General features: G+C 72.3%; 10 protein-coding genes and 1 pseudogene. 4 read left to right on the top strand and 7 right to left on the bottom strand.

Annotated elements, in window-relative coordinates:
• Window positions 1–86: 86 nt before the first annotated feature.
• From OZ948_10455 to OZ948_10435, 5 genes and pseudogenes are all read right to left on the bottom strand, one after another.
• Window positions 87–1298 (bottom strand): annotated as a pseudogene (locus OZ948_10455) (NADP-dependent malic enzyme).
• A 151-nt stretch (window positions 1299–1449) separates the two neighbouring features.
• Window positions 1450–2589 (bottom strand): acyl-CoA dehydrogenase family protein, encoded by a 1140-nt coding sequence (locus OZ948_10450; protein MEB2345155.1) that lies wholly within the window; start codon window positions 2587–2589, stop codon window positions 1450–1452.
• Between the two features lie 110 nt (window positions 2590–2699).
• Window positions 2700–3485, bottom strand: coding sequence for an IclR family transcriptional regulator (locus tag OZ948_10445; GenBank protein MEB2345154.1), 786 nt, complete (start codon window positions 3483–3485; stop codon window positions 2700–2702).
• Window positions 3486–3693: 208 nt separating this feature from the next.
• Window positions 3694–4242, bottom strand: a complete 549-nt coding sequence (gene lspA, locus OZ948_10440; GenBank protein MEB2345153.1) for a signal peptidase II — start codon at window positions 4240–4242, stop codon at window positions 3694–3696.
• Between the two features lie 55 nt (window positions 4243–4297).
• Window positions 4298–6829: a PBP1A family penicillin-binding protein gene (locus tag OZ948_10435; GenBank protein MEB2345152.1), complete on the bottom strand. Its 2532-nt coding sequence runs from the start codon at window positions 6827–6829 to the stop codon at window positions 4298–4300.
• A 237-nt stretch (window positions 6830–7066) separates the two neighbouring features.
• Between OZ948_10435 and argH the strand changes: the two genes are divergently transcribed.
• From argH to dapB, 4 genes are all read left to right on the top strand, one after another.
• Window positions 7067–8491 carry an argininosuccinate lyase gene (gene argH / locus OZ948_10430; protein ID MEB2345151.1) on the top strand — a complete coding sequence of 475 codons (1425 nt, stop codon included), beginning with the start codon at window positions 7067–7069 and terminating at the stop codon, window positions 8489–8491.
• Window positions 8492–8699: 208 nt separating this feature from the next.
• Window positions 8700–9557 (top strand): diaminopimelate epimerase, encoded by an 858-nt coding sequence (dapF, locus tag OZ948_10425; GenBank protein ID MEB2345150.1) that lies wholly within the window; start codon window positions 8700–8702, stop codon window positions 9555–9557.
• Window position 9558: 1 nt separating this feature from the next.
• Entirely contained in the window at window positions 9559–10431 is an 873-nt protein-coding gene (dapA, locus tag OZ948_10420) for a 4-hydroxy-tetrahydrodipicolinate synthase (GenBank protein MEB2345149.1), read from the top strand.
• Between the two features lie 31 nt (window positions 10432–10462).
• On the top strand, window positions 10463–11278 hold the full coding sequence (dapB, locus tag OZ948_10415; GenBank protein ID MEB2345148.1) for a 4-hydroxy-tetrahydrodipicolinate reductase: 816 nt from the start codon (window positions 10463–10465) through the stop codon (window positions 11276–11278).
• A 69-nt stretch (window positions 11279–11347) separates the two neighbouring features.
• On the opposite strand, the gene glnA is transcribed toward dapB, so the two are convergent.
• Window positions 11348–12763: a type I glutamate--ammonia ligase gene (gene glnA / locus OZ948_10410; protein MEB2345147.1), complete on the bottom strand. Its 1416-nt coding sequence runs from the start codon at window positions 12761–12763 to the stop codon at window positions 11348–11350.
• Window positions 12764–12814: 51 nt separating this feature from the next.
• On the bottom strand, window positions 12815–13153 hold the full coding sequence (locus OZ948_10405) for a P-II family nitrogen regulator (GenBank protein MEB2345146.1): 339 nt from the start codon (window positions 13151–13153) through the stop codon (window positions 12815–12817).
• Between the last annotated feature and the right edge of the window lie 40 nt (window positions 13154–13193).

Below are 13193 nucleotides of genomic sequence, written 5' to 3'. Positions count from 1 at the left end.
GTTTCGCCCTCGGCTCAGAGGCGGGAGATCTCCGCCACCCTGGCCTCGAGGGATCGGCGGTACTCGTCGGCGTCGCACGCGAGACGGGCGACCCCGGTCTCGACGGCCGCCTTCGCGACGGCCGGCGCGACGTGCAGCAGGACGCGCGGGTCGAAGGGCTTCGGGATGATGTAGGTGGAGGAGAACTCGAAGCGCTCGCCCGGATAGGCCTTGCGCACCACCTCGGGGATGCCCTCGCTCTCGCCGAGCCGCGTGAGCGCCGCCAGCGCGCGCACGGCGGCCTGCTTCATCGCCTCGTTGATCTTGCGCGCGCGCACGTCGAGCGCACCGCGGAAGATGAAGGGGAAGCCGAGCACGTTGTTCACCTGGTTCGGGAAGTCCGAGCGCCCGGTCGCCACGATGGCATCGCTGCGCACCGAGGCAACCTCGTCCGGGGTGATCTCCGGGTCCGGATTCGCCATCGCGAAGATGATCGGCTTGGGCCCCATCGCCTTCACCATCTCGGGCGTCACGAGGCCCGCGGACGAGAGGCCCACGAAGACGTCGCAGCCCTTCATCGCGTCGGCCAGCGTGCGCAGCTCGCTGCGCCGGCTGAACTCCTGCTTGTAGACGTTGAGGTCGGACCGGCCGTCGTGCAGCACCCCCTTCGAGTCGCACATCAGGATGTGCTCTTCCTTGACGCCGAGGTCCTTGTAGAGCTTGGCGCAGGCGATCGCGGAGGCGCCGGCGCCCGAGAACACGACGCTGACCTCGCTGATCTTCTTGCCGACCAGCTCGACGGCGTTCAGCAGCGCGGCGCCCGAGATGATCGCGGTGCCGTGCTGATCGTCGTGGAAGACCGGGATGTCGAGGGTGTCCACCAGCACGCGCTCGATCTCGAAGCACTCCGGCGCGCGGATGTCCTCGAGGTTGATGCCGCCGAAGGTGGGCGCGATCAGCTGGCAGACCTCGATCACCTTGGTCGGGTCCTCGCTCGCGACCTCGATGTCGAAGACGTCGACGTCGGCGAAGCGCTTGAACAGGACCCCCTTGCCCTCCATGACCGGCTTGCCCGCCAGCGCCCCGAGGTTGCCGAGGCCCAGGACCGCCGTGCCGTTGCTGACGACGGCCACCAGGTTGCCCTTGGCGGTGTACTGGAAGGCGGCCTCCGGGTCCCTCGCGATCTCGCGGCAGGGCTCGGCGACCCCTGGGCTGTAGGCGAGGGAGAGATCGTCGGAGGTCACCGTTGGCTTGGTCGGGACGACCTTGATCTTCCCGGGGCGGCCATGGGCGTGGTAGTCGAGCGCTCTCTTCTTCACGACGAGGGACCCGCCTTGGGTTGGGGAGGGGTTCTCGGGCTTGGGAGGCGGCGCAGGATATCAGATCGCTCGGCGCGCCGTCGAGGACGCTTTCCGCCGCAGGGACGCGAACTTGCACACCGCCGACCAGGTCCGTCGCCCCCGCCGGGAGCTACTCCTTCAAGAGCTCGCGCGCGATCACCAGGCGCTGGATCTGGTTGGTGCCCTCGTAGATCTGCATGAGCTTCGCGTCGCGCATCAGCTTCTCGACCGGGTACTCCTTCGTATAGCCGTTGCCGCCGAAGACCTGGACCGCGTCCGTCGTGACCCGCATCGCGACGTCGGTGGCGAAGCACTTCGCGAAGGAGGACTGCTTCGAGGCGCGCAGCCCGTGGTCCACCATCCAGGCGCTCTGGAGGGTGAGCAGGCGCCCGGCATCGACGTCCTTGGCCATGTCCGCCAGCAGGAACTGGACCGCCTGGAAGCTCCCGATCGGGAAGCCGAAGGCCTTGCGCTCCTGCGCGTAGGCGACCGACTCCTCGAGGGCGCGACGGGCGATCCCCGTGGCCAGGGCGCCGATCAGGGGGCGGGTGCGATCGAGGGTCTGCATCGCGATCTTGAAGCCCTCGCCCTCCTGGCCGAGCCGGTCCGCGGCCGGGACGCGCACGCCGTCGAAATGGACCACGCGGGTGTCGCTCGCCCGCTGGCCCATCTTGTCCTCCTTCTTCCCGGCCGAGAGGCCGGCGGCCCCCTTCGGCACCACGAAGGCGCAGACACCCTTGTGCCGGCTCGCGCGGTCGAGGGTGGCGAAGACGGTGAAGACCTCCGCCTCCCCGCCGTTCGTGATCCAGCACTTGGTGCCGTCGAGCACGTAGTGGTCGCCGTCGCGCACGGCCAGGAGCTGCATGCCGGCGACGTCGGAGCCGGCCTCCGGCTCCGAGAGGCAGAACGAGACGAGCTGGAAGCGGCTCGCGCAGGGGGCGAGCCAGCGCTCCTTCTGCTCCTCGCTGCCCGCCACCACGATCGGGGTGAGCCCGAGGTCGTTGCACATCATCGAGGTCGCCATGCCCGCGCAGCCCCACGCGAGCTCCTCGACGACGAGGCACTGGTCGAGGATGGGAAGGCCGACGCCCCCGTGCGCTTCGGGAATGCAGGTCCCGACCAGGCCCAGGTCCCACGCCTTGCGGATGATCTCCCTCGGGAACTCCCCGGTCTGGTCGTGGTGGGCCGCGGCCGGCGCGATCTCGTCCCGCGCGAAGCGCCGCGCCGTCGCCTGCAGGGCCTGCTGCTCGTCGCTGAGCGAGAAGTCCAAACCGGTCGCCCCCGCGCTGTGCGCCACCGCTCGGATCGGCTCCGGATCCTTGCGACCTGGAGTCGGATTCCACTCGTGGGATGGCGCGTGACGGAGGCGAACGTAGCGGACTAGATCCCGGCGCCGAGCTGCTTCGAGAGTCCGTTCGCGGCGACGACGACGGCGGGCGCGAGGCGGCCCTCGAGCAGGTCGCGGTCGAGGCGGAAGGACGGGCCCGACAGGGAGAGCGCCCCGACGGCACGGCCAGCCGCGTCGATCACGGGTGCCGCCACGCAGGCCAGTCCCGGGCTCGACTCCTCGAGATCGAGCGCCCAGCCCTGTGCCGCCACGCAATGCAGGTGCTCGAGGAGCTTGTCGCGGTCCACGATCGTCTCGGGCGTGAAGGAGTCCACGCCCCGCGCGATGACCTCGCGGTCGTAGCTCTCGAGCGTGCCGGCGGGGCCGCAGCCGAGCAGCACCTTGCCGAGCGCCGTGCTGTGGCCCGGCATGCGCATCCCGGTGCGCACGCCGCTCACCAGCAGGCCCGGGGCCTGCTCGCCGTCGAGGTGCACGACCTCGAAGCCCCGCAGGACGCCCAGGTGCACGGTCTCGCCGGTCTCGCGAGCGAGCCCCTCGAGGGCCGGGCGGCCCCAGCGGGTGAGCCCGTGGGTGCGCGCGTAGTTGCGCGCCAGGCGGAGGCAGGCCGCGCCCAGCCGGTAGCGCTCGCTGTCCGCGCTCTGCTCGACCCAGCCCTTGTCCTCGAGCGTCGCGAGCAGGCGGAAGACGTTGTTCTTGTGGAGGTGGAGCCGCCGCGCCAGCTCCGTCACGCCGATCTCCTCGTCGGCCTCGAACACGTCGAGCACGCGCAACGCGTTCGTGACGGTCTGGATCGCGTAGTCGCTCTTGGCCCTGTGCATCGGCGTGCCTCTTGCAAGCAGCTTTGCAGGCAGCCGGAGCCATTTCGGCTGGCCCGAGGGCGCTGGGGGGAAGAGGCGATCTGTATGGCACAGCGTCGGATTCGGTGTCAAGCACGAGAAGTCGTGATCGGGAGGGAATTCTTCGTCGCTGGACGTTCTACACTAGGAAGTGTCTTTCCTCGACGCTGCACCTCGCGAGGAACACGGATCAATCACGATGCTGCGGCGTGAGCGCGCGGTCCGGACCGGCTCCCTCTCCCGCGGGGTCGGTGCGCGTTTCGCCTTCGCTTGCGAGCAGCTCGATCACCAGCAGTGCCACGCCGACGACGATGAAGCTGTCGGCGAGGTTGAAGTCGGGCCACTGGTAGCCGCCCCAGAGGCGGAAGTGGAGGAAGTCGACCACCTCGCCGCGGAAGACCCGGTCCACCAGGTTGCCGCTCGCGCCGCCGAGGATCAGGCCGAGCGACAGCGCCGAGAGTCGCTCCCCGGGGGCGAGCTTGCGGTAGAAGGAGAAGATCATCGCGATCGCGACGAGCGTGATGCCGATGAACGCCGTGAGACGCAGCGTTGCAGGCGCGGTGTTGAACAGGCCGAAGGCCGCGCCCGGATTCCGGACGTGCGTAATGTAGAAGAAGCCGTCGATCACCGGGATACGGTCTGCGAACGTGAGCGACGCATCGATCCAGAGCTTGGACGCCATGTCCGCGGCGAAGGACAGCGCGAAGGCCGGCCAGAAGAGCTTCGCCTTGGGCCTCATGAGGCTCGCGAAGCTATCACAGGGCGATCGCCCGGCGAGCCGGCACCGTTCCGGATCATCGCCCGCGCCCGAACAGGCGGCCGAGGAAGCGCCCGAACGCGCCTTCGCCCTCGCCGTCGCCTTCTCGTGCATCCGCGCCGCCGGGAGCGCCCGGCTCGCCGCCCGCCTCCTCCCCACGGGCGAAGAAGGGGAAGCCCGCGTCGGGGCACAGGGCGCGTGGCTCGGTGCCCGCGAGGAAGAACTCGGGCTGCCGGCGCGGACAGCCCTCGAGCGCCAGTGCCCCGGTCACGGGGTCGATCTCGGCGACGTGGACCGAGGGCGGGCGCGGGAACGAGCCCGCGACGCGCATCCCCGCGGCGTCCTTCAGGAAGCGCTGCCAGATCGGGAGCGCGATCGACGCCGCGGCGTGTCGCATCGGGCGCGGCTCGTCGAAGCCGACCCAGACGACCGCGACCAGGTCGGGCGTGAAGCCCGCGAACCACAGATCCTTGGACTCGTCGCTCGTGCCGGTCTTCCCCGCGATCGGGCCGATGAAGCCCGCGGCGCGCACGGCGCGCGCCGTGCCGCGGTCCACCACCCCCTCGAGGAGGGAGACGGTGAGGAAGGCGCTCCCCGCATCGAGCGCGCGCACGGACTCGACCCGGCGCCGCTCGAGGGTCTCGCCGGCCTCGTTGGCGACGTCCTCGAAGAGCAGCACCTCGGGGCGCACGCCGCCGTTGGCGAAGGTGGCGTAGGCGCGCGCCATCTCGAGAGGGGTCACGTCGGCGGCACCGAGCGCGAGGGCGGGGAACGGGCGCAGCGGGCTCGTGATGCCGGCCCGGCGCGCGACGTCCACGACGCGCTCGATCCCGACCTGCTGGCCGAGCCGGGCCGTTGCCACGTTGAACGAGCGCTCGAGCGCCTGGCGCACCGGCACGACGCCGTGGAACCGGCGGTCGTAGTTCAGGGGCCGCCAGCTCCCCGCAGCGGTGTGCAGGACCATCGGGCTGTCGTCGAGCACGCTCGCGAGCGTGATCGCCGGCGCGCCCCCGTCGGCCTCGAGCGCGGCCGCGTAGACGAAGGGCTTGAACGAGCTCCCTGCGGGGCGGCGCGCCTGCGTACAGCGATCGAACTGCGACTGGCCGTAGTCCCGGCCGCCGACGAGCGCGAGCACCTCGCCGGTCTGGGGGCGCAGCGCGACGAGGCAGGCCTGGAGGCTCTGCCTGCGCGGCCCCTCGGCGCCGCTCTTGGGCTTCAGCTCCGGGAAGCGCTTCTCGAGATCGGCGAGCCCCTCGCCCACCGCGCGGGCGGCGGCGCGCTGGAGCCGGACGTCGAGGGTCGAGAAGATCCGCAGCCCGGCGGTCGCCAGCACCTCGCGGTCGTAGACCTCGGGGAGCTGCGCGCGCAGCGCGTCGAGGAAGTAGCGGGTGTCGCGCGGCTCGCGGGCCGGATCGGCGAGGTCGAGCGGCGCGGCCGCCGCCGCGGCGCGCGTCGCGTCGTCGATCCGCCCCTGCTCGTGCATCAGCCCGAGCACGAGGTCGCGGCGCTCCCGGGCGGCCTCCGGGTGTTTGAACGGGTTGGCGGCGCGCGGGTTGCGGATCAGCGCGGCGAGCAGCGCCGAGTCCTCCGGGCGCAGCAGGTGGACCGGCTTGCCGAAGTAGAAGTGGGCGGCCTCGCCGACGCCGTGGATCGAGGTCGAGCCCCGCTGGCCGAGGTAGATCTCGTTCAGGTAGGCCTCGAGGATCTTGCTCTTCTCGTAACGGGCCTCCACGAGCACGGCCATCGCCGCCTCCTGGAGCTTGCGCTCGAGGGTCCGCTCGGGGGTCAGGAAGAAGTTCTTGACGAGCTGCTGGGTGAGCGTGCTCCCCCCCTGCTGGATCGACCCGGCCCGCACGTTCGCCCAGGCAGCTCCGAGCACGCGCACCCAGTCGATCCCGGCGTGCTCCTCGAAGCGCTGATCCTCGACGGCCAGGACCGCGTCGATCAGGTGGCGCGGGACGGCGCCCACGCGGACGAGCTCGCGCTGCTCGTGCTCCGGGCCGTAGTAGGCGCCGACCGTCTCGGGCTCGAGGAGCGCGACCGCCAGCTCGCGGCCGCTCCCGAGGTCGCGGATCGTCTCGATGTCGCTTCCGGACAGGTCGAGCTCGATCCGGCGCGGCGGCTCGGCGCGCGTCGGGTGCTCGAAGCCACGCAGGTGGATGCGAACGCGGCCGGGCTCCCAGAGCGTCGTCCCGGGCGTCGAGAGATCGTACTCGGACGGCGACCCGGAGGGCCCACCGGACGGCTCGGAGGGCTTCGCGGCCTCGCGATAGCCGAGCCGCCGGAGCGTGTCGCGCAGCGCGATGGTCCGGACGTCGAGGCCGGCCGACAGCATGGTCGGGGCCGAGTAGACGCGCGAGGGGACCGTGAAGAGCCGGCCCTCGAAGCGCGCGCGCACGACGCGGTCGAGGCGCACGAGGGCGCGCGTCACGAAGACCCCACCGCCGAAGGCCAGGAGCGCGAGCGAGAGCGCAAGCGCGCGCCCGAGCCCGAGACCGCGGCCGCGGCGGGCCGCGCGCCGGCGCGGCCCGCCTGCTCCCTTCCTGCGCGTGCGTTGCGACGAAGCCATGGCAGAGGTCCCTTGGAGACGGTCCGCGCGGCCGTCGATTCGGCGCCGCCAGCCGCGCCGGGGGGAGCGGCGACCCGTGGAAACCGCCTCGCCGGCCAGCTCGTGGCCAGCCCGATGACCGGCCCGCGATCGCCGGCCCGCGATCGCCGGCCCGATGATCGAACGGTGCGCCGCAGGAGGGGCTCGGCGGCGGCACCCAGGCTTGCAGAAGGCTAGGGGCTTTCCGAGATTCCGCCCATGGCAGGCCGCGACAAGCCGTGGGGAGGGCGCTTCGGCCAGGACACCGATCCGGCGGTCGAGCGCTTCACGGCCTCGGTCCACTTCGACCGGGCCCTGGCGCGCCACGACATCCGCGGCTCGATCGCCCACGCGCGCATGCTCGGGCGTACCGGCGTGATCCCCGCTGCGGACGCCGACGCGCTGGTGGCCGGGCTCGAGGCGATCGCGAGCGAGCTCGAGGCGGGCACCCTCCCTCTCGACCCCCGCCTCGAAGACATCCACATGAACATCGAGGCGCGCCTGCGCGAGCGGATCGGGCCGGTGGCCGGACGCCTCCACACCGGCCGCAGCCGCAACGACCAGGTTGCGACCGACCTGGCGCTCTACCTGCGCGACGCGGTCCGCGCGGCGCGCCAGGGCATTCTCGAGCTGCGCCGGGTCCTCGTGCGCCGTGCCCGCGAGCACGTCGACACGATCCTGCCCGGCTACACGCACCTCCAGCGCGCCCAGCCGGTCCGGCTCGCCCACCACTGGCTGGCCTTCGTCGAGATGCTGGGCCGCGACGCCGGGCGCTTCCGGGACCTGCGCGGGCGCCTCGGGCTCTCCCCGCTCGGCTCCGGCGCGATCGCCGGCGCCACGCTCGCGATCGACCGCGCCGGCACCGCCCGCGCGCTCGGCTTCGAGGGCCCGTCCCGCAACAGCATGGACGCGGTCGGCTCGCGCGACGGCGCGCTCGAGTTCCTGGCCGCCTGCGCGATCGCGATGGTGCACCTCTCGCGGCTCGCCGAGGAGCTGGTGCTCTGGTCGTCGAGCGAGTTCGGCTTCGTCGAGCTGACGGACGCCTACTCGACCGGCTCGAGCCTGATGCCCCAGAAGAAGAACCCGGACGTGCCCGAGCTCGTGCGGGGCAAGGCCGGGCGCGTGATCGGCGACCTCGTCGCGCTGCTCACCGTCGTGAAGGGATTGCCCCTCACCTACAACCGCGACCTGCAGGAGGACAAGGAGCCGGTCTTCGACGCGGCCACGACCCTGCGCGACTCTCTCGCGGTGCTGGCGGGCGCGCTCGACACGCTCGGCGTGCGCGTCGAGCGCATGCGCGCGGCCGCCGAAGACCCGCTGCTGCTCGCCACCGACCTCGCCGAGGCGCTGGTGCGCGAGGGCGTGCCCTTCCGCGAGGCGCACGAGGCGGTCGGGCGGATCGTCGCGCACTGCGTCGGGACGGGCGCCGACCTGCGCGCGCTCTCGCGCGAGGAGCTGCGTGGCTTCCACGCGGCCTTCCCGAGCGGGGCGGGCGAGCTGCTCTCGCTCGAGGCGGCGCTCGAGCGCCGCGACCTGCCCGGGGCGACGGCGCGGGGGCGGGTGCTCGGGGCGCTCGCAGCCGCCGGGGACGAGCTTTCGGCCGAGGCGCGCGCGCTCGACGCCGAGAAGGAGCGCGAGGGATGAGCCGACTCGGGACCGTTCTGCTCGGGGCCGCGCTGCTGGCCGGGGCGCTCGCCGGATCCGCCTGCGGGCGGTACGGTCCGCCGAGGCGGGTCCACGAGACGGCGGCGGCTCGGAGCGACGGCAGCCAGCCCCCTCCGCCGCCCCCGCCGAGCACGGATCCGGCGGATCCCGACGACCCGGTCCTGCCCGATCCGGATGTCGAGGCGCCATGACCTCCCGCGAGCTCGCCTTCACGAAGATGCACGGCGCCGGCAACGACTTCGTCGTGCTCGACGGCCTCGGCGAGGAGCTCCCGGCGCTCGAGCCGCTGGCGCGCCGGCTCCTCGACCGGCGCTTCGGCGTCGGCGGCGACCAGCTCCTGGTGGCGCGGCCGTCGTCCGCCGCGGACTTCCGGATGGACATCTACAACCCCGACGGCTCGCGGGCGGAGATGTGCGCGAACGGGATCCGCGCCTTCTACGTCTGGCTGCGCGGCCACGGCCACGCGCAGCGCGACGAGCTGGCGATCGAGACGCTCGCGGGCATCGTGCGCCCGCGCAGCGCCGGCCCGGGCCGGGTCACCGTGGACATGGGGGCGCCGGTCCTGGCCCCCGAGAAGATCCCGACGACGCTCGGGGCGGGTCGCGAGGGCCCGGTGCTCGACGTCCCGCTCGTGGTGGACGGCGAGGCGCTCACCGTCTCGTCGGTCTCGATGGGCAACCCCCACTGCGTGATCGAGGTCGCCGACGTCGGCGCGGCGCCCGTCGGGCAGCTCGGCCCGCGCATCGAGCACCATCCGGCCTTCCCGAGCCGCGTCAACGTCGAGTTCATCGAGATCGTGACGCGCCGCCACCTGCGCCAGCGCACCTGGGAGCGCGGGACCGGGGAGACGCTCGCCTGCGGCAGCGGCGCCTGCGCGGCCGCCGTGACCGCGATCCTGCGCGGGCGGACCGAGCGCGAGCTCGACGTCGAGCTGCGGGGCGGGACCCTGCGCATCGCCTGGGCCGCCGACCGCGCCTCCGTGATCATGACCGGCCCCGCGGTCGAGGTGTTCCGCGGCCGCATCCCGCTCGGGGAAGGAGGCTAGGGTGTTCGAGGGCGTCCTCACCGCGCTGGTCACCCCGTTCCGCGACGGCGCGCTCGACGAGCGCGCGCTCCAGGACGCGATCGAGCAGCAGATCGCGGCCGGCGTCGACGGCGTCGTCCCCTGCGGGTCCACCGGCGAGGCCGCCACCCTCTCGCACGCCGAGCACCGGCGGGTCGTCGAGGTCGCGGTAGCGGCATCGCGCGGCCGCGTGCAGGTGCTGGCGGGGACGGGCTCGAACAGCACCCGGGAGGCCATCGAGCTCACGCGCCACGCCAAGGAGGCCGGCGCCGACGGCGCGCTCCTGATCTCGCCCTACTACAACCGGCCGACCCAGGACGGGATCGTCGCGCACTACGCCGAGATCGCGCGCCAGACCGCCTTCCCGCTGGTCGCCTACAACGTGCCCGGGCGGACCGCCTCGAACCTGCTGCCCGCGACGATCGCCCGCCTCGCCGAGCTCGACCAGATCGTGGCCGTGAAGGAGTCGTGCGGGGACCTGAACCAGATCGCCCACGTGCTCGCGGCCGTGCCCGCCTCCTTCTCGGTCCTCTCGGGGGACGACTGGGCGACCCTCCCGCTCCTGGCGCTCGGCGGCAAGGGCGTGATCTCGACCGCCTCCAACGTGGCACCGGGCGAGATCGTCGACATGGTGCGCGCCTTCCGCGCCGGCGATCTCGCCCGTGCGCGCGCCCTGCACTTCCGCCTGCTGCCCCTCTTCGACGTGCTCTTCTGCGAGACGAACCCGATCCCGGTGAAGGCGGCCGTGGCCCTGCGCAGCGGGACCACCGAGGAGCTGCGCCTGCCCCTGACCCGTCTGTCCGAGGCGAACCGGTGCCGGCTCGAGGCGGTGCTGAAGGAGCTCGGCCTCCTTTGAGCCACGCCCAGAACCGGAGGGCTTCGCGGCGATGAGCCAGCGGCCTTCGCACGCGGCGCTGCGGGTGGCGTGCGTCGGTGCGCTCGGGCGGATGGGCGAATGCGTTCGCTCGGCACTTGCCGGGGCCGGTGACGCCGAGCTCGCCGGCGCGCTCGAGGGGGCGGGCCATCCCGGGCTCGGGCGCGAGCTGGCCCCGGGCGTCGCCGTCACGGCCGACCCGCAGGCGGCCTTCGCAGGTGCGGACGCGGTGATCGACTTCTCGGTGCCGGCCGCCACGCTCGGGGCCCTGCGCGCCGCCGCCGGGCGCGGCCTCGCCTACGTCTGCGGCACCACCGGCTTCACGGCGGCGGAGCAGGCGGAGCTCGCCGCGCTCGCAAGGCACCTGCCGCTCGTGCTCGCGCCGAACTTCTCGGTCGCGGTGAACGTGCTCGCCCACCTCGCGGGCGAGGCGGCGCGCCTGCTCGGGCCCGGCTTCGACGCCGAGATCGTGGAGCTCCACCACGCGGCCAAGCGCGACGCCCCGAGCGGCACGGCGCTGCGCCTCGCGGCTGCGGTGGCGTCGGCGCGGGGCCAGGAGCTCGCGGCGGTGCTGGTCGAGACGCGGGCGGGCGAGACGGGCGCGCGAGCGCCGGGCGCGATCGGGGTGCAGGCGCTGCGCGGCGGCGACAACGCGGGCGAGCACACGCTCCTGCTCGTGGGCCGCGGCGAGCGCCTCGAGCTGACCCACCGCGCCGCCACCCGCGACCACTTCGCCGCCGGCGCGCTGCGCGCGGCGCGCTGGGCACGCGGCCGGGCGCCTGGCCTCTACGACATGGACGACGTGCTGGCGCTCGGCGCGCGCGGCTGACCCGCGGATGCGAAGGGGGCCCCGCCGGCCGCTGGCCCGCGGAGCCCCCGGGATCCCTGTCGCCTCCGATCAGACGTCGAAGTAGAGCTCGAACTCGTGCGGGTGCGGGCGCAGCCGCAGCGCATCGACGTCGTTCTCGCGCTTGTACTCGAGATACGAATCGATCAGGTCCTTGCTGAAGACGCCCCCCTGGAGCAGGAACTCGTGATCGTTCTCGAGCTCCCGCAGGGCCTCGTCGAGGCTGCCCGGCATCGTCGGGACGCCGCGTGCCTCCTCGGGCGAGAGCGCGTAGATGTTCTTGTCGAGCGGCTCGCCCGGGTGGATCTTGTTGAGGACGCCGTCGATGCCGGCCATCAGCATCGCCGCGAACGCCAGGTAGGGATTGCAGGCCGGGTCCGGGTAGCGCACCTCGACCCGCTTGGCCTTCGGGCTCTGCGAGTAGGTCGGGATGCGCAGCGACGCCGACCGGTTGCGCGAGGAGTAGGCCAGGTTCACCGGCGCCTCGTAGCCCGGGACCAGCCGCTTGTACGAGTTGGTCGTCGGGTTGGTGAAGGCCGCCAGCGCCCGTGAGTGCTTGAGCAGCCCGCCCATGTAGTAGAGGGCGATGTCGCTGAGCCCCGCGTACTTGTCGCCGGCGAAGAGCGGCTTGCCGCCCTTCCAGAGCGACTGGTGGACGTGCATGCCCGAGCCGTTGTCCTTGAAGAGCGGCTTCGGCATGAAGGTCGCGGTCAGGCCGTGCCTGCGCGCGACGTTCTTCACCACGTACTTGTACTTCATCAGCTTGTCGGCCATCGCGACCAGGGTGTCGAACTTCATGTCGATCTCGGCCTGACCGGCGGTCGCCACCTCGTGATGCTGGGTCTCGATGACGATCCCCATCTTCTCCATCTCGAGGCACATCTCGGTGCGCAGGTCCTGCTGCGTGTCGTGGGGCGGGACCGGGAAGTAGCCCTCCTTGTGGCGGATCTTGTAGGCGAGGTTCCGGCCGCCCTCCTCGCGGTTGCTGTTCCAGGCCGCCTCGCGCGAGTCGAGCTGGTAGAAGCCGTAGTTCGCCCCCGTGCCGAAGCGCGCCTCGTCGAAGACGAAGAACTCGGCCTCCGGACCGAAGAAGGCGGTGTCGGCCACGCCGCTCTGCTTCAGGTGCGCTTCGGCACGCCGGGCGAGCTGGCGCGGGTCGCGCCCGTAGGGCTGGCGCGAGATCGGGTCGACCACGTCGCAGATCAGGACCAGCGTCGGGTGGGCCAGGAACGGGTCGATGAAGGCGCTGGCCGGGTCGGGGATCATGAGCATGTCGCTCTCGTTGATCGCCTTCCAGCCGCGGATCGAGGAGCCGTCGAAGCCGTAGCCGTCTTCGAAGGTGGACTCCTCGAGCTGCGCGATCGGATGCGAGCAGTGCTGCCACAGCCCCGGCGAATCGGTGATGCGGCAGTCCACCATCACGACGTCGTGCTTCTTGGCGAGGGCGAGGACTTCTTTCGGCGTCATGTTCGGATCGGGTCCTTTTTCGAGCTCGGGCTCTAGGGGGTGGGTCTTCGCTCAGACCGCGTCCGGACCGCTCTCACCGGTGCGGATGCGGATCACGTCCTGGAGCGGGTACACGAAGATCTTGCCGTCGCCGATGCGGCCGGTGTTGGCGGCCTGCACGATCGCCTGCACGACCTTGTCGACGAGGTCGTCGCTGCAGGCGATCTCGATCTTGATCTTGGGAAGGAAGTCCACCACGTACTCGGCGCCGCGGTAGAGCTCGGTGTGGCCCTTCTGGCGGCCGAAGCCCTTCACCTCCGACACCGTCATGCCCTGCACGCCGATGCCCTGGAGCGCCTCCTTCACCTCGTCGAGCTTGAAGGGCTTGATGATCGCCTCGACCTTGCGCATGGGTGGCTTCCTCGCGGTGGCGGCGCGCCGCGCTGGTGCG

It is taken from the genome of Deltaproteobacteria bacterium, from assembly GCA_035063765.1.
GTDB lineage: Bacteria > Myxococcota_A > UBA9160 > UBA9160 > PR03 > CAADGG01.
The sequence above is the reverse complement of the archived record's forward strand: the minus strand, read 5'-3'. Positions and strand labels throughout refer to the sequence as shown.